This window comes from Pseudomonas sp. P1_F1_2 (assembly GCF_056405815.1).
The window spans coordinates 1-19427 of the sequence record NZ_JBFUBK010000115.1 but is presented as its reverse complement, the minus strand read 5'-3'; the positions used below and the strand labels follow the sequence as shown (position 1 = coordinate 19427).

At 60.0% G+C, this 19427-nt stretch carries 17 protein-coding genes; 5 read left to right on the top strand and 12 right to left on the bottom strand.

What is annotated here, in order from left to right; translation table 11 throughout:
• From AC1D2P_RS25925 to tssB, 9 genes are all read right to left on the bottom strand, one after another.
• The coding region (locus tag AC1D2P_RS25925; protein ID WP_477811661.1) for a hypothetical protein at positions 1-528 on the bottom strand (528 nt) is incomplete at its 3' end.
• Between the two features lie 100 nt (positions 529-628).
• Positions 629-1234 carry a hypothetical protein gene (locus AC1D2P_RS25920; protein ID WP_046031397.1) on the bottom strand — a complete coding sequence of 202 codons (606 nt, stop codon included), beginning with the start codon at positions 1232-1234 and terminating at the stop codon, positions 629-631.
• 47 nt (positions 1235-1281) lie between these two features.
• Positions 1282-3825 carry a type VI secretion system ATPase TssH gene (tssH, locus tag AC1D2P_RS25915; RefSeq protein WP_477811660.1) on the bottom strand — a complete coding sequence of 848 codons (2544 nt, stop codon included), beginning with the start codon at positions 3823-3825 and terminating at the stop codon, positions 1282-1284.
• A gap of 2 nt (positions 3826-3827) precedes the next feature.
• A complete protein-coding gene (tssG, locus tag AC1D2P_RS25910) occupies positions 3828-4853 on the bottom strand; it encodes a type VI secretion system baseplate subunit TssG (RefSeq protein WP_077432035.1) in 1026 nt (341 codons plus the stop codon).
• Positions 4817-6610 (bottom strand): type VI secretion system baseplate subunit TssF, encoded by a 1794-nt coding sequence (gene tssF / locus AC1D2P_RS25905; RefSeq protein WP_258665993.1) that lies wholly within the window; start codon positions 6608-6610, stop codon positions 4817-4819. The genes tssG and tssF overlap by 37 nt, the downstream gene beginning before the upstream one ends.
• A complete protein-coding gene (gene tssE, locus AC1D2P_RS25900) occupies positions 6594-7037 on the bottom strand; it encodes a type VI secretion system baseplate subunit TssE (protein ID WP_109786124.1) in 444 nt (147 codons plus the stop codon). Before tssE ends, tssF begins: the two co-directional genes overlap by 17 nt.
• A gap of 15 nt (positions 7038-7052) precedes the next feature.
• Positions 7053-7550 (bottom strand): Hcp family type VI secretion system effector, encoded by a 498-nt coding sequence (locus AC1D2P_RS25895; protein ID WP_046031392.1) that lies wholly within the window; start codon positions 7548-7550, stop codon positions 7053-7055.
• A gap of 117 nt (positions 7551-7667) precedes the next feature.
• Entirely contained in the window at positions 7668-9149 is a 1482-nt protein-coding gene (gene tssC, locus AC1D2P_RS25890) for a type VI secretion system contractile sheath large subunit (RefSeq protein WP_477811659.1), read from the bottom strand.
• Between the two features lie 28 nt (positions 9150-9177).
• The gene (gene tssB / locus AC1D2P_RS25885) at positions 9178-9732 is read right to left on the bottom strand and encodes a type VI secretion system contractile sheath small subunit (RefSeq protein ID WP_046031390.1); all 555 of its coding nucleotides are present in this window, start codon (positions 9730-9732) and stop codon (positions 9178-9180) included.
• A gap of 228 nt (positions 9733-9960) precedes the next feature.
• Here tssB and AC1D2P_RS25880 point away from each other — a divergent pair, with 228 nt between their 5' ends.
• Genes AC1D2P_RS25880 through tssA form a run of 5 tightly spaced genes read left to right on the top strand, consistent with a single transcriptional unit; the run spans position 9961 to position 17485 of the window.
• The gene (locus AC1D2P_RS25880) at positions 9961-10410 is read left to right on the top strand and encodes a hypothetical protein (RefSeq protein ID WP_046031389.1); all 450 of its coding nucleotides are present in this window, start codon (positions 9961-9963) and stop codon (positions 10408-10410) included.
• A 54-nt stretch (positions 10411-10464) separates the two neighbouring features.
• Positions 10465-11796 (top strand): type VI secretion system baseplate subunit TssK, encoded by a 1332-nt coding sequence (gene tssK, locus AC1D2P_RS25875; RefSeq protein WP_046031388.1) that lies wholly within the window; start codon positions 10465-10467, stop codon positions 11794-11796.
• Positions 11797-11814: 18 nt separating this feature from the next.
• Entirely contained in the window at positions 11815-12582 is a 768-nt protein-coding gene (locus AC1D2P_RS25870) for a DotU family type IV/VI secretion system protein (protein ID WP_109786122.1), read from the top strand.
• On the top strand, positions 12579-16400 hold the full coding sequence (locus tag AC1D2P_RS25865; protein WP_477811658.1) for a type VI secretion system protein: 3822 nt from the start codon (positions 12579-12581) through the stop codon (positions 16398-16400). Before AC1D2P_RS25870 ends, AC1D2P_RS25865 begins: the two co-directional genes overlap by 4 nt.
• Positions 16397-17485: a type VI secretion system protein TssA gene (gene tssA / locus AC1D2P_RS25860; RefSeq protein ID WP_477758119.1), complete on the top strand. Its 1089-nt coding sequence runs from the start codon at positions 16397-16399 to the stop codon at positions 17483-17485. The genes AC1D2P_RS25865 and tssA overlap by 4 nt, the downstream gene beginning before the upstream one ends.
• Before the next feature lie 8 nt (positions 17486-17493).
• Here tssA and AC1D2P_RS25855 read toward each other — a convergent pair whose 3' ends face one another.
• The 3 genes from AC1D2P_RS25855 to AC1D2P_RS25845 all read right to left on the bottom strand — a co-directional run.
• A complete protein-coding gene (locus AC1D2P_RS25855; protein WP_477811657.1) occupies positions 17494-18453 on the bottom strand; it encodes a 2-hydroxyacid dehydrogenase in 960 nt (319 codons plus the stop codon).
• Between the two features lie 101 nt (positions 18454-18554).
• Positions 18555-19154 carry a TetR/AcrR family transcriptional regulator gene (locus AC1D2P_RS25850; RefSeq protein WP_046031383.1) on the bottom strand — a complete coding sequence of 200 codons (600 nt, stop codon included), beginning with the start codon at positions 19152-19154 and terminating at the stop codon, positions 18555-18557.
• A 28-nt stretch (positions 19155-19182) separates the two neighbouring features.
• A partial coding sequence (locus AC1D2P_RS25845) for a tautomerase family protein (RefSeq protein ID WP_477811656.1) occupies positions 19183-19427 on the bottom strand: 245 nt, incomplete at its 5' end.

Here is a 19427-nt window from a genome sequence, read left to right as displayed (position 1 = left end):
GGTCACTGCTACTTTGTAATAACTGTCATCGCCTTTTCCCGTTCGACTCCAATCGACCTTGTGGGTGACCTGGTTATTAAAAAAAATAATACTGATGGCCCTGAATTTATCTTTGGTGCCATGGCTTCCCATCTCGTTAATGTTTTTACCTACTTCAAACAGGAAGTTTTGAGTGTGTGCAACGCCGGGCTGGTCGGCAATTTTGGTTGTGGTGGCCGTTCTTGAGCAGGCACCTCCTTCGTCGTAGTAGGGGTTTTTTTTGTCGCTGGCTTCTCTCGGTACTACGTCAACATCCCAGTCGAGTGCGTCAGGTTTGAAATAGCCTTCGATGTCGGTGACATAGTTATCTACTTGAGGGCCTTCCAGCCATTTCATGGTTCTGGACTTGAATTGAATCATCTTGCCGTTGGGGGACTTGATGGTGAATACAATTCCGTTGGTCAACGCCTGACTAAAACTTTGACCTATCGCCGATATATCCTCGTCAACGTCGACTCTCAATTGGGCATCGTCAAATTTCATAGGCATACGTTTGACCTCCATGAATTAATTGCTGTCCATGCCGCGGAGTTTTTCACTGGCGACACTCGGCGGCGAGTGCAGTCGTATCCGGGTTGGATCGGGTTGATTAAATGGGTGACTCGTTATAGCCACCTGGACTGGTCTGGGGATTGGAGCGTTGTTGCCACTCAATGAATGATTCGCCATACACGTCGAGTGACTCAAACAGGTGGCCAACGCCAAATGCTCCTGGCGGATTTGCCACGCCTGACAAGATGGCGGTTATTGTTGGCTTCAATGCTCCGCCCAGCAGATTGACCCTGGCAGCGAATATTGTGACCCGACGAGGGAGGAAGGACATGGAGGCATAAAACCGCTGATATTCACGTTCGACCCAACGCAGCGCCCTGCATGTCATGAAGTAGATTCTTTCGGGATTCAACATGCTTAAAGCATCTATCAAATCTTGTGAATGCACGCATTGGGCGGGAGGAGTCGTCATGGGGTGGCCAGCTCTCAGAGGAACTTTTATTCCCGCATTTCCATGCCCCATCCAGAACACCAGGTTGGGACCAGGGTAGGTCATGGTCACGGTGCGTATGTGATGGAGTGTGGCTGGTGATATCCGGCTACCAACGAACAGAACATTGATCAGAACGGCCCCGGTACCAGCAAACAGCGCCGGAGCACGGCCACCTTGATCATCCGAATTGTGCAACACGATAACTGCCATGATCCTGAAACTCCTTTGAGGGTGCCTGACGGCACCTGAATAATCATTTACTCAAGCACCCACTCCGCCAACTTCCCCGTCACCTGCGTCATCAACACATTTTCAACATCCCTCGCACCCGCCGCACTGCACTTGGCCAACACTGCCTGGACAATCCCGGCATCAAATTCGAACTGTTTTCCAGTCGCGGCTTTGTATCGGCCACGCAGTTTCTCCAGCTTCGCCAACACAATCCCTTCCAGTGTTGCCTCATCCAGTGGCCGATACGCCACCACCGTCATCCGCGCCAGAAACGCCGGGCGAAATGCTTGCAGCAGCACTTTGTGCAACGCTTCGTTGAAGGCGTCGGTGCCCAGTTGCGCCACGGGTGTGTCGAGCAACAATTCAGCACCGACGTTACTGGTGGCGAGCATCACAGTGTTTTTGAAGTCCACCACCAACCCGGTGCCGTCCTCCATGACGCCTTTGTCGAAGACGTTGTAGAAGGCTTCGAGCACATCCGGGTGGGCCTTTTCAATTTCGTCGAGCAGCACCACCGAATAAGGTTTACGCCGCACCGCTTCGGTGAGCACGCCGCCGCTGCCATAACCAACATAGCCGGGCGGGGCACCTTTGAGTTGGCTGACGGTGTGGGCTTCCTGGTATTCCGAAAGGTTGATGCTGATCAGGTTACGTTCGCCGCCATACAGCGCATCGGCTAGCGCGTAAGCGGTTTCGGTTTTGCCGACACCGGTGGGGCCGACCAGCAGGAACACGCCGACCGGTTTTTGCGGGTCGGTAAGGCCGGCACGGTAGGCCTGCAGACGCTGGGCGATGGTGCCCAGCGCAATGCTCTGGCCCATGACGCGCAAACCCATGCGCTGGCCGAGGGTGCGTACGGCGTGGGCTTCGTCAGCGAGCATTTTTCCGACCGGGATGCCGGTCCAGCCGGCGATGACGGCGGCGACGGTTTTGGTATCGACCTGTTCCGGCACCAGCGGGTCGTCCTGGCGAATGGCATCGAGTCCTGCTTCCAGTCGTACCAGTTCTGCAGCCAGGTGATCGATACGGCTGTCGATGGCTTCGTCCGGTTTGTCGCTGTCGGCGCGCTCGCTCAAGGCCAGCAACTCGCTGCGGGTTTCCAGCAACTCGCGCACGGCGACTCGCTCTTCGTTCCAGCGGGTTTCCAGTTCGCGAATGGCCTGCACATTGCCGGTCGATTCGCTTTCCAGCAGGGTGATGCGCTCACGATGATCGAGTCCGGTCGCCTGTTCGCGGCGCAGGCGTTCGACTTCATCTTTGAGGCTGTTCTGGCGGTGGCGCAGGCTTTCCAGTGGCGGTGGCACGTCGTGCTGGCCGAGGGCGACACGGGCGCACGCGGTGTCGAGCACGCTGATTGCCTTGTCCGGTAACTGGCGTCCGGAGATGTAGCGGTGGGACAGTTTCACCGCTTCGTGAATCGCAGCGTCCAGCACCTGCACGCCGTGGTGTTGTTYGAGTTTGGCAGCGACACCACGGAGCATTTCCACGGCGGTGGTTTCGTCCGGCTCTTCGACTTGTACCAGTTGAAAACGCCGGGCAAGGGCCGGGTCCTTCTCGAAGTATTTTTTATACTCAAGCCAGGTGGTCGCGGCGAGGGTGCGCAGTTCGCCTCGGGCGAGCGCCGGTTTGAGAAGGTTGGCCGCGTCGCTGCCGCCTTCGGCACCGCCAGCGCCAATCAGTGTGTGGGCTTCGTCGATGAACAAAATGATCGGTTTCTCGGCGCTGCGCACCGCGTCGATCACGCCTTTGAGGCGTTGCTCGAACTCACCTTTGACCCCGGCGCCGGCCTGCAACAGACCAAGGTCAAGCACCCGCAAACTGACTTCCTGCAACGACGGCGGCACGTCCCCGGCGGCAATGCGCAGGGCCAGGCCTTCGACCACCGCAGTTTTGCCCACGCCCGGTGCACCAACAAGAATCGGGTTGTTCTGCCGGCGGCGCAGGAGGATGTCGATGCATTGGCGGATCTCGCCATCGCGGCCGACGATGGGGTCTATTCGCCCGGCATGAGCGTCGGCGGTAAGGTCCTGGGTGTACTGGTCCAGTACGCCATCGTGTTTTGGCCCCGGGTTGCCAGCCCCTGGAGAACGTACCGCCCCCACGTGTTCCCGAGAGCTTTCGGTCCATTCCAGCAGATTGTTGCGCAGTGCCTCGCGAGGGATTTTCAACAGTGAAGAAGCACTGTTGAGCAGCAGGCTGCGGCGCTCGTCGCGGTCGATCAATGCCAGTAGCAGTAACCCCGAGCGAATGCTGTCCAGCCCTAGCACGCTGGCTTGCACTACCGCATCTTCGAGCAGGCCGGTGGTGTGTGACGACAATGCCGGGGTGCGTGTGCTGCCGGATTTGAACAGGTCCAGCGCCTTGTTGATTTCCGCCGTCAAGGCATCGCGCTCGAGGCCGAAACGCGGCAGCAGATAAGCGAAGTCACCGCCCTCGATGTCCAGCAGTTCCAGCAGCAAGTGCTCAATTTCGACGTAGTGATGGCCCCGTTGCAGACAGCGTTGCGCGGCTCGTTCGAGGGCGCGGCGGTTGTCCGGGTTGAGGCGTCCGATCAGGCTGGCCAGTTCCATGTTCAGGTGATCTCCGGCTGACGAAGGCCGATGGTGATCCGTTGCACGGCAAGGCTGGCCTGACGTTGCAGACCGCCATTCCAACTGAGCACTGGAGGCGCTTGACGTCCAAGTTTCATTGGGCCGGCGCCACGTACCAGCAGCACCAGCGTGCAATCCAGATCCGGACCGAAATACAGGGCGCTGAGGCTGGCGAGCGCAGCATGAGATTCGCCATCGGGCAGAAACCGCGCGGCCTGGGCAGACGTCAGCGGGCCGAGGGTCAGGCGATAACCTGCGTGTTCATCCCAGACCCGAGTGCCGGCCACCGCGCTGACGCCCAATTGCAGATTGCGCCCACCCGGTTGCAAGCGACTGCGACTGGCGGGCGGGATCTCGCGCCAGGCACCTTGAAAGGCACTGAGCTCTACGGGTAGTTCGAACTGCTCACGTATGATCGCGGCAAATCCGGCAAGGGAGCGGCGTCCATCAGTAAACAGGGCGGTGCACGCCAGCACGGCGCAATCGGGGATGGCCTGTCGTTCCTGCAACGCTTTGGGCAGCAGTCCGGTCAGTGCCCGCAATTGCACCTGCACCGGGGAGACTCCGGGTGCGGTGAAACCTGCGGCGATCCGGTGTTTGCGCATCACTTTGTACAGCAGGCTCAGCAGTCGATGCTGGAACAGGTCAAGGAATTCGGCGGGGGCATGATCCTTGGCCCGTGCCCGTTGCTGCAACCATTCCTGATAGGCGTAGGGCAGGGGGCCGTCGGGGCCGCCAAGGCCAAATACCGGTGTGCTCAGGACCGGCTGCTGGCCGGGTTCCTGGGTGAGGCTTTCGATTTCACTGGCCGAGAATAGTGGCGTCAACGGCCCCCGCAAGCGCAGTGCTTCCGCTTGCGGGGCGGTGCCGCTGCCCAGCGATTCGGCCTGGGGATGTTCGCGTTCCAGCAGCAACAACGCCTGCAACAATTCGAACGCCTGGGGTTCCTGACGCAGTCGTTGGCTCAGGCTCAGAGGGACAGCGGCATGCCGGCTTGGGGTTGCCATGCTTTGACCTCCTTGTCTGATTGAACCAGTACCGTGCGCACAAAGCGGTTGGCGGTGGCATAGAGCGAAAAGAATTGCGCCAGTACCGCTGAAAACAACACCGCGCTGCTGCCGACGAAATGCTGCGGATCAAGCTGTAACCGCACTTCAAGTCCATTGCGCCAGCCGCGCCAGGCGTCTTCGCCGACATGGGCGATGACCCGTTCGCAACCGAGGCCAAGCAAGCCTTCGATCTGTCGCCAGGCGCTGGCCTCGTCACGCAGGTTGTGCAATTGCAGAATTTCCCTGAGTGCATCCAGAGCCTGTGGCCCTTCGACCAGCGACAAATGATTGAGGCTCAGTTGCGACACCAGCCGCCAACGCGATTCTCCGTCCAGGCGCGGCAAACTCTGTGGGCTTGGAGGATTGCGCAGGCGCGCCCAGGCTACCGGGCCCGGACGCTCAAAGCCTAACGGCGTGCCGGCGGGAAGGCTCTGAGCCAGGTGTCGGTTTGTGCAGAGCAGTTCGGCGGTGAGGCTGTATTCGATGGCGTCCGTCAGCGGGTCGAGTCGGGTATCCACCAGGCTCAGCAACAGGTCAGTGCCGAGGCGATTCGGGGTCATGCCGCTAACGCGCCGGGCGTGCCAGTAACACTGTTTATCGTTTCCGCTGTGCTGGCTGCCGTAATAGGCCGGTACTCGCTGTACGCCCTGGCGGGTGCTGGCCCGCATCGCCCGGATGCTATGGATCTCGACGCTGTTTTCCCGATGACTGTCGGCCACCAGGCGGTATTCGCTGCGGGTGCCGTCCGGACGCAGTGGCTCTGAGGTTCGCGGAAACAGGTTGATCACCGGCGTGCAGCCCAGTGCAAAATCGCTGGCCTGAAGGTGCATTCGATTGCTCGGCGCACGGTCAAAGACGATGTACACATACAGGGCCTGGTGATCGCTGGTGACACCGGCCAGAGGCAAATCAAAGAAGTTGAATTTGTCCGGGAAGGCAAAGTATTCGGCTAACAAGCGCATGCCAGGGTGCACGCCATCCTCGTCTGGTAGCAACACTTCATCGCTGGCAAAACCGACGATGTGTGGCAGCCCCTCAAGCCCCTTCGGCACGCTGCCGATGGGGCCGGCCAGCACCTTCACGGCATGAGCACCGAGCAGGTCATAGAGACAAGCGTTGATCACCGGCGAGGCGCTCAGGTGGATACGCAATTGTTCGATGCCCAGCGTTGACCATTGACTGTCGCCCAGGCAACGCAGGCCCAGACGCAGCGCCGAACGAGCCTGAGCGACGCCCGTCAGGGCCTGGGCTTCTTCGCTGCCCAACATCAATGCTTCATTGATTTCCAATGGCCACAAACGAACCGCCGCAGTGGTGCGAAAATGGATGCTTTCGCCTTTGCTGGTGGTGACGAACAATGGCGTATCGCGGGGCAACGGGTAACCGTCGTCCAGATTGCCTTTGCTGGGGTCCGGTTCGAATTGCACGATGGCGCAAGATGGCAGGGGGCGCATCGCCAATGGATACAGTTGTTCCAGAAGCGCATCGCTGAATTCGGCGTAGTCGTCATCCAGTCGCCGTTGCAGGCGCGCCGCCAGAAGCGCAAAACCCTCCAGCAGCCGTTCGACGTGCGGGTCGGGGCATTCCCCGGGAGACAGCTCCAGGCGCCTGGCAACCTTGGGGTAACGTTCGGCGAAAATACTTCCCGCATGGCGCAACCAGGTCAGTTCCTTCTGGTAATAGTCGAGCAGTTGCGGGTCAATCGAGTCGCTCATGACGCACCTCAAGGCCATCGCTGACCCGCTCGATAAAAAAGGCCACCGGCCAGTGCTGACGGCCACTGCGTAGCTCCCCGACCAACCGAATCCTCAGTTGCTGCGGTTGACCGGGCACTGGCTCGACCTGAACTTCGCCCAGTCGCAGGCGCGGCTCAAAATGGGTAATGGCCTCGCGCACGTCCCGCGCCAACTGACGACGGTCATCGCTGCGTTGCTGTTGCAGGGCGGTCCAGTCAGCGATGCCGTAGTCGAGAATGCTCGGCGGTGAGGTGAGCGCGTGTGGACCGCGTCGGGTGTTGAACAGGCGCAGCAGTTCCGTGCGGACCGAGTCGAGCAGGCCTTGAAGGTCGAACACGCGCAGCGTGTCGACCTCGCTTGAGGCGAGTCGCTCGAACAGCGGCGGGAGGAAGCGGCTGCCAGCCATGGCCGACGCGTGCGCTTACTTGACGAGCTTGTTGGCAGCCAGATCCCAGGTCGAGGCGGCCGTGCCTTCCTTGGTTCCGTCGTCCTTTTGCGCAGTCAGCTCCCATTTGATCTTGGTGAAGTTCAGGGACAGGGTTTCCACCGGTTTGCCACCCGTTCCGCCGCTGACGCTTACGTTGGACAGCACCACGTTGGTCAGGGTGTAGATGATGAACGGCATCAGTTGGCCGCTGCCTTCAGCCGCGTTGCGACCGATGATGACCTTTGCTTCCGGAATCGGTTTGCCGGCGCAGCAATATTCGTTCAGAGATGGAGTCGAGCTGTCGACGAACTTCGTCAACGTGAACTCACCGATGTGTGGCTTGCCGGAAGTCCGTTCCGAGTTGCTGACATCGTTGGTCACCTGCATGGCCACGTTGTGGCTGTAGGACATGACTTCGATCTTGTCCTTATAGCCCTCAAGCAGGCTGTCGCCTTTGATGTCGCCGCCGAGGTCGAGAATGATTGCATCCATCGCATGAAACTCCTGAAGGTTATCGCAATTAAGTGGGGTGAACGCCCATGCCGATCAGTCGAGCCACCGATTGAGCCCCGTGGCGAGGAAGCAAGCCCCCTCGCCACGGGTCAGTGGTCAGGCGGCTACCGGTGGCGGCAGGGTGGCGACCAGGCGGATCGAGGCGGTCAGTTCTTCCAGCTGGAAGTGTGGCCGCAGGAACACCGTGGCCTTGTAGGCGCCCGGCTTGCCGGCGACTTCAGTCACATCCACACGGGCTTCACGCAACGGGTACTGCGCCTTGATTTCTTGCGGCGCGTTATCGTTGATCAGCACGTAATCGGCGATCCAGTTGTTGAGGTAGGTCTGCACGTTGTCACGGGTCATGAAGCTGCCAACCTTGTCGCGCATGATCACCTTCAGGTAGTGCGCGAAACGCGAGGCGGCGAGCACGTAAGGCAACATCGCCGAAATCCGCGCGTTGGCGTTGGCCTCGTTGGTGTTGTACAGCTTGGATTTGTTGGTGGTCTGGCCGCCGAAAAACACCGCCACGTCGCTGTTTTTCTTGTGGCACAAGGCGATGAAACCGAGGTCGTTGAGCTCTTTTTCCCGGCGATCGGTGATTGCCACTTCAGTCGGGCACTTGAGTGACAAGTCGCCGGAGGTGGTGCGGAACGTGTGGGCTGGCAAACCTTCGACTGCGCCACCGCCTTCGGCCCCGCGAATCGCCGCGCACCAGCCGTACTTGGCGAAGGCTTCGGTGATGCGTTGCGACAAGGCCCAGGCGGCGTTGCCCCACAAGTATTTACCGTGGTCGCTGCCGTTGACGTCCTCAACGTAATTGATGCCTTCGACCGGCGAGGTGTCCGGGCCGTACGGCAGGCGCAGCAGGAAATGCGGCAACACCAGCGACACGTAGCGCGAATCTTCGCTTTCACGGAACGAGCGCCATTTGATCAGTTCCTGGCTCTCGAAGACTTTCGACAAGTCACGTGGCACGGCCAGTTCGGTGAAGCTGTTCATGTCGAACAGCCGTGGGCTGGCGGCGGCAATGAACGGGGCGTGCGCCGCTGCGGCGACGTTCGACAGTTTCTCCAGCAGGCCGATGTCCTGCGGGTGACGGCCAAAGGTGTAGTCACCCACCAGCAGGCTGAACGGGTGGCCGCCGAAGGTGCCGTATTCTTCTTCGTAGATCTTCTTGAACAGCGCGCTCTGGTCAAACTCGACAGCTTTTTCCAGGTCGTTCTGCAGCTCTTTCTGAGTCACATTCAGCAAGCGCAATTTGAGCCTGGAGCTGGTTTCGGTGTTTTGCACCAACAGGTGTAAGCCGCGCCAGGAGGCTTCGAGTTTCTGTAAGTCGGGGTGGTGCAAGACTTCATTGAGTTGCGCGCTGATCAATTCATCGATCTGGCTGATGCGGTCGTTGATCATCGCCACGGTGTCCTTGTCGATGGCCATGCCTTCGTCGAGAACCTGGGTGGCGAACTCCGCGAGCATGTCGCGGGCATAGTCCTGCTGGCTATCGTCATGGGCCATGCGGCCTTCGGCGATGATGCGGTCGAGCAAGGACAGGCTTTGAGTAGTGCTTTCWCTGGTGTTGGCGCTGGCTGAAGCGGGCATGGCGACGTCTCCTTAAGTGAATAAGTGATCAGGCCTGCGGTTGATCGGGGGCATCGCTCGGTGCTTCGCTGTCACCTGCGGGGGGAGCGGTTTCCGGGCGCGCAGACTTGATCTCTTGCAGGCCTTCGGTGTTGGCGATGACGTCGCGCAACAGCTTGTCCAGGTCATCGTTGCCGTCGAGTTTGGTCAGCAGGTCACGCAAACGCTGACGGGCTTCGAACAGACGCCGCAACGGGGTCACTTGCTCGACCACCTTGACCGGGTCGAAGTCGTCGATGTGTTTGAAGTTGAGTTCGATGTTGAGCTTGCTCTCGTCACCGCTGAGCGTGTTGGTGACCTGCAAGGTGGCGCGCGGGGCAATAGAGGCGAGCACTTCGTTGAAGTTGTCGCGGTCGATCTCGGTGAAGCGCCGTTCGTTCAACTTGGGAAGTGGCTCGAGTGGTTTGCCGGAAAGGTCGGCCAGGATTCCGACGACCAACGGCAATTCTTTTTTCTCGATGGCGTTGCCGATTTCGACGTCGTAGGTGATTTGCACCCTTGGCGGGCGGACCCTGTCGAGCTTGTGCTGAGTACTTTCTGCCATGTTGGCTGACTCCGATGCATGAGCGGGCGCAATGCATCGGGAGGCCCGTTCATCGCTTTCCCTTGCTGGACCGTAGGTTAGAAAGGGTGGCAGATGGACCTGTCGTTCCTTTGACAAACCTTCCACATTCGGCATAGGGGGGCCGAACTACCCAAGACGCTAGAACAGGTCTATAAAAAAGCAAGCGAAAAACAATCTTGGACCGCCTCGAGAAAAGGACAATTCACTTTGTTTGCACGTTTTTTTGCTTTCGCCCTGTTCCTGACCCTATCCGGGTGCTCGTTTTTCGGGCCTCGGGTGGACCTCGACAACCTGACCCTGGACGTCGCGCCCAAGGCCAACGACGACACTCCGATCGCTGTGGATTTCATCGCCGTGAACGACCCGGACTTGCTCAAGCAGTTGTCCGGCATCACGGCGCGGCAGTGGTTTGCCGAGCGTGATCAATATCAACGCGACTATCGGCAGTTGATAACGGTGTGGGGGCTGGAGCTGGTCCCCGGCCAGTTCATCGACAAACAACCCTTCCCGCTGGGGGGCAAGCGGGCGACTGGACTTTTGGTCTTCGCCAGCTATAACACTCCCGGAGCACACCGATTACGGCTCGATGATCAGAGCGATGCCTGGCTCAAGTTCGACAGCCGCGAGATGACGCTGGTCAACAACACTGCGCAGTGAACCCATTGTCAGTGCGCCGTTTTGCGCGGTGATGTAGACGTCGAAGGGAGTCGTATGAGCCTGTTACCTGACGCGGTTTGTTGGCACGAAGGCATGCAGTTGTTGCCCCAGCATTTCCAGTTGCAAGGGTTGCGCGCCGAAGCGTTGGTGGCGCACTTTGCCCAGGCCTGCAATCCGTGGTTCTGGGGGGTGAGCCGGGTGGAATTCGACCCCGGTGCACTGAGTGCCGGGTTGGTGCGCCTGGTCAGTCTGCAAGCGACGATGCCGGACGGCCTGCCGGTCAATGTGCAGGTGGGTGTCGGGCCGACACTGGAGCTCGATATAAGCGAAGCGGTCAACGCCTCGCAGAACGCCACGGTGACGGTGTATCTCGCCGTCAGCCCATTGTGGCGTGCCGGGCAGTTGTTGCCGCTCAAAGGGCGACTGCAATCGGTGGTCGGCGATGCGTTGCCGGATTTGACCAGCGGCGAGTACCCCGAGTCGATCACGGTGTGGCGGCCGAACCCGCGTTTGTGCACGCAGTTGAACAAGGCCGATTCCGTTTGCTTGCCTCTGCTGAAAATTCGCAAGGAGGGCGGTGGTTTTCTGTCCTTGCCCTACACGCCGCCCACGCCATGCCTGTCGCCGGAATCGGTGTTGGGTCGCCGGGTCGCCGGGCTGTGCGCCAGGACGCGAGAGAAATGCATGTTCCTCGCCGGCCGTTTGCGCCAGGCGCAACAGGCCGGAAATCAGGACGATGCGATGGAAATTCGTCGCCAGTTGACGGCGCTTTGGGCGCGTCTGCCGGAGGTCGAAGGAACGTTGAACAGCCGACTGGCATCGCCACAGGCGTTATACGGGGTGTTGCTCGGGCTGGCGGGAGCCTGGTCGGCCCTGGACCCGCTGGCGGGCGTGCCGCCCTTTGCCCCGCTGGACTTTCTGGAGCTGCAACAAGGCTATGAGCCGGTCCTCGACTGGCTCGACAGAACCCTGGAACTGATTCGCGCCGGCTATCGCAGTGTGCCGTTTGAACGCAGCGAACAGAGCTTCTCGATTCAACTGCCCGACGATCAGCCGAGCCAGCGTCTGGTCATCGGTTTGCGCATGCCCAACGGTGCCAGCGAGCAGGCGGCCAGCGAATGGCTGAGTGGGGCGATCATTGCCTCGGCGCCGCATATTACGTTGTTGAGCCGGCAACGCATGAGCGGTTTGCCCCACCAGGCCATGAGCCGCAACGAGCAAGTGGCCTACAGCGTCGGCGAGGACACGCGATTGTTTGTGGTGACGGCCGATGGCCAATGGTTCGACGGGCAATTGCCGTTACTGATTGCCGCGCCGGCCTCAAAACCGGCGAGCAGTCCATGGCAAGTGGTGTTGTTTGTGGCCCAGGCGAGTGAAGGTGCTTGATCCAGGAAGGGGCGTCGAATGTCTGAGGGAAATGCCGGGACGGGCACACGGAGCCTTCGTGAGGCGCCACTGAGCAGCGCCTTTCGCGAGGCCTGGTTGCAATGGTCCCAGGAATGGAATCAGTTGCCCAAGGACAGCGACGATGACGCGCTGGTGGAAGCGGTGGTCGATCTGTCGACGCAAATCTCCCAGCGGCTGTGGCGAACGGCATACGCCCGGGTCGGTGATGCGGCGACCGACCAGGTCAAGGCGCTGGTCTATGCCTTTGTCGCGTTGATCGACGAAACGCTGTTGTTTACACCCTGGCCGGGCCAGTCTGTGTGGCAGGAGAAGCCGCTGGAATCGCGGATGTACGCCAGCCGTCAGGCCGGTGAAAAATTGCCGCTGGCGATCAAGGCTCTGCTGGACGAACAGATTCCCGCTACCCGCGATCTGGCCAATGTCTATTTGCAGTGCCTGGTGTTGGGATTTGAGGGGCGCATGCGTGGTGAGCTGGGGCAATCGCGGCATGAAAAACTGCGTCTGGCGCTGTTTACCTTTGCCTGGCAGCACGAACCTGATTATGCCGATGTCAGTGCCCGGCTTCAGCAGCCCTCTGCGGTGCCACCGGTGCAGTTGCCGGTACGTCAATCGTTACCGGATGGTTTTCGGCTTGGCGTGGGGATTCTCGCCATGGTCCTGATACTGACAGGGCTGGGGCAGTTTTTCTGGCGTGACATTCGCCAGGAGCTTGATCCGGTGTTGCAGATGACCGACTCGGTCAGCACCTCGGAGCAAGACTCATGAGCGCGTTGGGGTGGGTGAGTCTGATCATTGGGTTGTTGTTGCTGCTGATTATCATCGGGGGCGTGGTCTGGTGGTTGCGCACCCAGAGCGGGGCGGCGGTCCGCAGTTTTTATACCTCGGTCCGCCATATGGAGCAGGAGCAGGGCGCTCAGGACCGGTATCAGATCCCGTGGTTACTGATGCTCGGCGACGAAACCCAGGGCACTCAATTGTGCAGCCAGTGGCGTCTGCAACCAACCGACAAACCCGCCTGGTTCGGGCGCTGGTGGTCGGACCCCGAAGGTGCGGTATTGGTGGTGCCACAGGCGCTGTTTTTGCCGGAAGAAGGCATGAACCTGCAACGAGGCGGCTGGTGGCGTTTGCTGGGATTGATCTTGCGCTTGCGCAGCAAACGACCACTGGACGGGGTGATCTGGACGGTCCCGGTCAGTCGATTGGGCAATGTCGAGTTGGCCGCGAGCCTCGGTCTGGCGGCCCGTCGGCGCTTCATCGACGTGCTGCAACGATTCGGCCTGAGCTTGCCGGTGTATGTCGTGATCACCGGTATGGAAGAGCTGCCCGGGTTTCAGGAGCTGATCACGGCACTGCCCGTTGATGCCCGCGAACGCACGCTGGGCTGGTCGACACCGTTTGGCCCCGAGTCAGCCTGGCAGGCGCAATGGAGCGATCAGGCGCTGGATCAGGTTAACCGTGCCTTGGCTGAATCGATCATCGAAATCGGCACATTGTCGGGCCATTTGAAGGGCGAGCTGTTCGGGTTGCCGGAACGTATCGAGGCGCTGAGGCGCAATCTGCAAACGGTGCTGGAGCCGGTGTTCCAAGGCAATGCCCAAGGTGAGGCGCCGCGTTTTCGTGGCGTTTATTTCACCGCTAACCAACCGACGCAAGACACGCCGGACGGATTTTCAGCCTACGACACCGGGTTGCAACAAAGTGCATTCGCCCGCCAATTGTGGCAGCGCCGGGTAGTCGCCGAGCGGGGATTGTCGCAAGTGGTACCGCGCCTGTTGCGCTTGCGTCAGCGTTGGCAGCGATTGACGGGGGTGGTGGCGCTGGTGGTCGGTGTGGTGTGGGCCGCGAGCATGCTCTGGGTCTGGCAGGACTCTGTCAAAGATGCGCATGAGCTGTCGCGTCTGTTGCAAGGTGCGCAGAAAAACTACCTGACGGTTACCGACGAGTCGCATCGGCTGGAGTCGACACGACGCAACGTCCAGGGATTCTGGCGGGTGTTGGAAAAGGCCCCGCGCTGGACCTTTACTTCCGTAGCGTTTCCCACGTCCTGGTTTTCTTCACTGGATGTGCAGCTGGAAAACCAACTGCGCCTGACCGCCCAGAGCCACTTATTGGAGCCCTTGCACGACTTGCTGAATGCGGAGCTGGTGAAACTCAAGGGCATCCGCAACACCGAGCGCCGTGGCAACGTCGAAAGTGAGGACCCGGCCCAATGGCAAAATTACGTCAAAGCCAAAGACCTGGTGGAGCGCGCGGTGCGCCTTGAGCAGCAGAACCAATGGTTCAATCAGGCGCTGAACAACCCCAAGGCCCCACTCGAAGACCTGGCGTTGCTGAGCAACAACGCCTTGTCCCTGAACCTCAATGTCGGCAGCTTGCCCCGTGCCGGTTTTTACAACCGGATGTTGCTCGATGCCAATGCTGGCGACTTGAAACCGCTGGACCTGGCCATGGAGCGGCAAGTCATCGAGGAAAATTTTTCCGGGCTGATGGAGCGTTGGCTTGACCAGTATTTTCTCGCTGACAATTTTGTCCGCCAGGCCGGTTACCTCAAGTTGCATCTGGAACGGTTGGAGGCAGGCAGCGGCAACTCCCTGACGGAGCTTGAGGATTTGCGCGCATTGATCGATGACCTGCAAGCGCTGGTCGGCCTGACCAACTCCGCCTGGAGCCGCGGTAAGGGGCAGGACCTGGTGCCGGGTTATCGCGAGATGATGGATAAAGTGCGCCAGAGCAGCTTGCTCGGCCCGCAGGTTGAACAACAGCTGGATCAGCAAGCGTCCAAGTTGCAGCAAAGCTTTCGTGACCAATGGATCGCGCAGGCAGGGGCCAGAGGCAACTTGCTGGTCCAGCAAGGCAGTGGGCAGCTGGCGTTGCAAGTGCATGTCAGCCAGTTGAACAACGCGGTGCAGGCGCTGTTCAAACGCGATTTCGTGGCCATCGCCTTACGCGCAGACAAGACCGCCGATGCCATTGAGGGGCAAAGCGTTGATGGCGATGACCTCAGCACGGCGCTGAACTATTTTGCCAGCTACAAGAGTTATGCCGCCGAAGAGCTGCCGCGTATCCCGCCGGCGTATCGCGATGCATTGGTTCAGGCGGCAGAAGCGGCGGCAGCCAAGGCCATGTGGTTGAGCCTCAAGGATCAAAACGACCGCCCCCGTGGCGACGGTGTTTTCAATGTGCTTGCACCGCAAGCAGTGGCCCTGCAAAAAGCCTTCGCCGAAGTGCACCGCAATGATTTGGCGATGCGAGTGCAAAACGCATTAAACCGCCGCGCTATCGCTCAGGTTGTCGACGGTCTTGCGGAGATCACCGCGCAGCCATTGTTCGGCGGGCGCAGTGAAATCAGTCAGTGGGATGGCTCGAAAAACCTCGGCTTGCAATTGTACGGCGCCAGCGATGTGCAGGATTTGAAGCTGAGCCTCAAGCAGCAATTCAACACCATGCTCGGGATTACCGAGCGGCGCACCTCAGCACTGGAATGGTTGAAGACTCAGCAACAGAATCTCTCGGCGCTGGACTACGAGCGCGTTACCCAATTCAGTGCGCTCAACGAAGAGTTGCTCAAGTACAAGGACCAGAATCCTGCCAGCTCGCCGGCCCAGATCGAGCAGCTGGTGAGCCGCGATTTCATCGAAATGGACGCCACGTCCTGCGGTCAGATTTTGCAAACTGCCAACCTGTCCGGTGGGCGTGGGACCTTGGCGTTACGTGCGCTGGACCTGCAACAAAGCGCCATGCAACGCTGTCAGCTCCTGCAGCAACAGCAAGCGGCAGCGGYATGGAACGACCTGGCCAATTATTTCAATCAGTACTTGGCCGAACGCTTCCCGTTTGCCAATGGCGTGCAAGCCACCGACGCTGACCCGGCCCGGGTCCAGCATTTTCTCGAGTTGATCGACAAGCGTCTGCCCGTGGCTCAAGCCGGATTACAGCTCAGCCAGACGCCGGAACGGGTGGCAGCCGAAGATTTTCTCAACCGTCTGAAGCAGGCCAGCACATGGTTAAACCCGCTGTTTGTGCGAGACAAGAGCGGCATCATTGGCGTTGAAATGGACGTGCGCTGGCGAACCGATCGCGAGGAGGAACGGGGCGCCGATCAAGTGATTGCCTGGGGTTTGAATGCCGGCAATCAACAGATCAATTACCCGGGCGAAACCCAGCCGAACCTGCGCTGGATGGTCGGGCAACCGGTCCGGCTGACCTTGCGCTGGGCCAGAAACGGCTCGCAACGTCCGGCCAACGATCCCTTGCAGCCCAATCTGATGGTGCGTGACTTTGAGGCCGATTGGGAATATGGCGGCCCGTGGTCATTGCTGCGCTTGATCCGTGCGCACCAGTCCGTGCAGCGCCAGCCCAATATGGATTTCACCGATTTTCCACTGGCTTTGCGCCTGCCGGTGACCGCGCAGACCAGCACGGCGCAACAGACGCTGATGTTTATGCGCCTGTCATTAATGAGCCAGGGTGCGAAGCTGCCGTTGTCTATTCCACCGCTGCCCACCCGGGCCCCGCGTTCTCCATTCATGCAAACCAGGTCGACCGCGTCCGCGACGGTCATGACTGAGGAGGAGGGGTTTTGAATCAGATTTCACCACCGTTGCCGGAACTGATTGTCCGACTGCTCGAACCCATTAGCGAGCAAGCACCTTGCGGCGAGGACTTGCGCTACGAGCGCGAGTTCGACCAGGCGCGTGAACTGCGTCGCGAGGACGACACCAGTCTGCCTACGGGCGTCTGGCAGTCGTCGATCAAGCGGGCGCAGTGGCCGGAACTGGAAAAACTGACGTCCACGTTGCTGTTGGAGCGCAGCAAGGACTTGATGCTGTGTGCCTGGCTCGGTGAGGCCTGGTTACATCAGGAGGGTCTGGACGGATTGCCGGGCAGCCTCGCGCTGGTCGCCGGTTTATGTGAGCGCTATCCCGAGCACCTTCATCCTCTGGCCGAAGACGGTGATCAGTCGTGGCGGGTGATTCCGCTTGAATGGCTGGCGCGACGCTACAGTGAGGTGTTGCTGACGCGCACGCCGTTGCTCGAACCGCGAAGTGGTGAATTCGACGGTTACTGCCTGGATGCCTGGCGGCGATTGCAGTTGCAACAGGTACTGGCCAATGACAGCAAGGCGGCCAAAACATCAGCGGAAACAGCACGCAGCGAACAGAAAAAACTCACTGGACTGATTCGTGCCACGCCGCTGTCCCACTGGTTGCGCCGTGAGGACAGTCTGTTGTCGAGCTTGCGACATCTGCAACGGCTCGACACATGGTGCAATGCCTATCTGGGAAACCAGGCGCCGGGCTTCAAAGTCTTGCAAGACGTGATCGAGGCGTTGTTGACACTGGTTCAGGAGTTCATTGCCATGCAGCCACGCCCGTTAACCGATGCGCCGCTGGAGGTACAGCCCGTGGCGGCGTCCGGACATGACGACGCGCCGCAAGCGGCATCGGCGCCCCAGGTGTTTCGTGAACCGGTGAGTCGCGACGAGGCCTACCGTCAGTTGCTGTTGATTGCCGAGTACCTGGCACGTACCGAACCCCACAGTCCCGTCCCTTATTTGATCCGGCGCGGTGTGGAATGGGGCAACAAGCCATTGAGCGAGTTGCTGGGCGAGTTGATCTCGGCGGATGCCGAGTCTCGTCGCCTCTGGACGCTGTTGGGCGTCCTTTAGTCAACGACTCAGCAGGTGGCGACAGGCAGTGGCAGGGCAATCGGTGTCAGCACCGGCTGGTTGCTGAAGAAAGCCACCAGATTTTTCCCGACCAGTTCAACGGTGCCCTGGGTGGCCTCCGGTGAAAGCCCGGCCACGTGCGGGGTCAGGATCACGTTGGTCAACGATTTGAGCGTATGGGGCACGTGCGGCTCTGCGTCGAACACGTCCAGGGCGGCGCCGGCAATGCGTCGTTGCTCAAGCGCGCTGACCAGGTCGGTGGTGACAATCACGCTGGCGCGGGCGATGTTGACGAGGAACCCGTTGGGTCCCAAGGCGTCGAGGACGGATTTGTTGACCAGGTGTTTGGTGCCCAGTCCTCCAGGTGCCGCGATAACCAGAAAGTCCGAGTTGCGCGCCAGTTCAGTAGGGGTGGAGCAAAAGGTGTACGGCACATCGCTGCGATGCTGGCGGTTGTGGTAACTCACCGTCATGTCGAAGCCATTGGCAGCGCGTTTGGCGATGGCCATGCCGACGGCGCCAAGGCCGAGAATGCMCAGGCGCTTGCCGGCCAGGGAGGGGCGCATGATCTTCGRCCACTCACCACGGCGCACGGCTGCATCGCAACGGGGAATGTCGCGCACCAGTGCCAGCAGCATCGCCATGGCGTGGTCAGCGACAGATGACGCATTGACGCCGGCACCATTAGTGACCGTGATGCCACGGTCGGCGGCGGCTTGCAAATCGACGTGTTCATAACCGGCGCCGATGACGCAGATGATCTTGAGGTTGGGCAGGGCGCTGATTTCATCGGCGTACAGGCCCAATGGCCCACGGGTCAGCACCGCATCGATCTGACCTCCATGCCGGCCAATGGCAGCAGCGCGCTCGGCTGGAGTCGGGGCAAGAATCAGATGAAAACCCTGATTTTCGAGAATCGGCAAGTAATCATTGATGGTTTCAACCAGTACCAGAACGGTTGCGGGCATGCTGCGCTCCTTTGGGCATCGGAATGTCGGGGTTCGAATGTCGCTTCAGATTGCTGATTCCCCGACAGTTTAGCAATGGCCGAGGATCGCCATGGGGTTGTTCAGTTTGATGCACGCTTTGCAGTCAGAAACGTGCTGGCGGCGTCGAGAATTTCATCCGACACCGTATCGCCCCGACTGGCGCGAGCGAGCGTCAGGGCGCCGAGCATCAGCGAATACTCCACCAGCGCCTGTTGCCGATCGGCTTGGGCATCGCCTGAATCCAACAGTGTGCCGTAGGCGTTCAACAACCGGTTGAGCCCCTCCATGAAGGTCTGACGCAAACCACTGTCGGCCGCTTCGTGGCACATGTCCCCGGCGAAGGCGGCCACCGGGCAACTGTCACCCGGATTGTCGCGGCTGTCCTGCGACAGGTAAGGCTCGATCAGCGCACGGCGTGCGGCGTCCTTGTCGTCTTTGTGATCGCTGATTCGCTCCCGCCAGCGCTCCGCCGATTGTTCAAACGCTCGGCCACTGGCCTCCTGCGCCAGCGCTTCCTTGGACTCGAAATGCCCGTAGAAGCCGCCGTGGGTGAGGCCTGCCGCCCCCATGACATCGACGACACTGATGCCATGCAGTCCTCGTTCGCGAAACAGCCGCGTGGCTGCCTCGACGATGATTTCGCGGTTGAGGTCGGCTTGCTTGCGGGAAACTCGGGGCATCAGTGGCTCACAGGTATAAAAGGTTTAATCAAAGGGCGTACTGGGCAATCCCGTTACCGAACGACCAGTTCTCTTTTTTCACTTCCACCAGATTAATGAAAACATCTTCCAGGCGCACGGCCAGTTCGCGATTCAGACTCTCGGCGATGGTTTTGTAGAGCAGTTTTTTCTTCTCGTCCGAACGGCCTTCGCTCAGCGTGATCTGGATGATGATCAGATTGTCGGTGCGTTGGATGCCCAGGTATTGGGGGTCGAAGATGAAATGGTGTTCAT

Coding starts and splice junctions, on each gene's coding strand:
- AC1D2P_RS25920 (WP_046031397.1), bottom strand. CDS start 1,234: ATGGCAGTTATCGTGTTGCACAATTCGGATGATCAAGGTGGCCGTGCT.
- tssG (WP_077432035.1), bottom strand. CDS start 4,853: ATGGCAACCCCAAGCCGGCATGCCGCTGTCCCTCTGAGCCTGAGCCAA.
- tssF (WP_258665993.1), bottom strand. CDS start 6,610: ATGAGCGACTCGATTGACCCGCAACTGCTCGACTATTACCAGAAGGAA.
- tssE (WP_109786124.1), bottom strand. CDS start 7,037: ATGGCTGGCAGCCGCTTCCTCCCGCCGCTGTTCGAGCGACTCGCCTCA.
- AC1D2P_RS25895 (WP_046031392.1), bottom strand. CDS start 7,550: ATGGATGCAATCATTCTCGACCTCGGCGGCGACATCAAAGGCGACAGC.
- tssB (WP_046031390.1), bottom strand. CDS start 9,732: ATGGCAGAAAGTACTCAGCACAAGCTCGACAGGGTCCGCCCGCCAAGG.
- tssK (WP_046031388.1), top strand. CDS start 10,465: ATGAGCCTGTTACCTGACGCGGTTTGTTGGCACGAAGGCATGCAGTTG.
- AC1D2P_RS25870 (WP_109786122.1), top strand. CDS start 11,815: ATGTCTGAGGGAAATGCCGGGACGGGCACACGGAGCCTTCGTGAGGCG.
- AC1D2P_RS25850 (WP_046031383.1), bottom strand. CDS start 19,154: ATGCCCCGAGTTTCCCGCAAGCAAGCCGACCTCAACCGCGAAATCATC.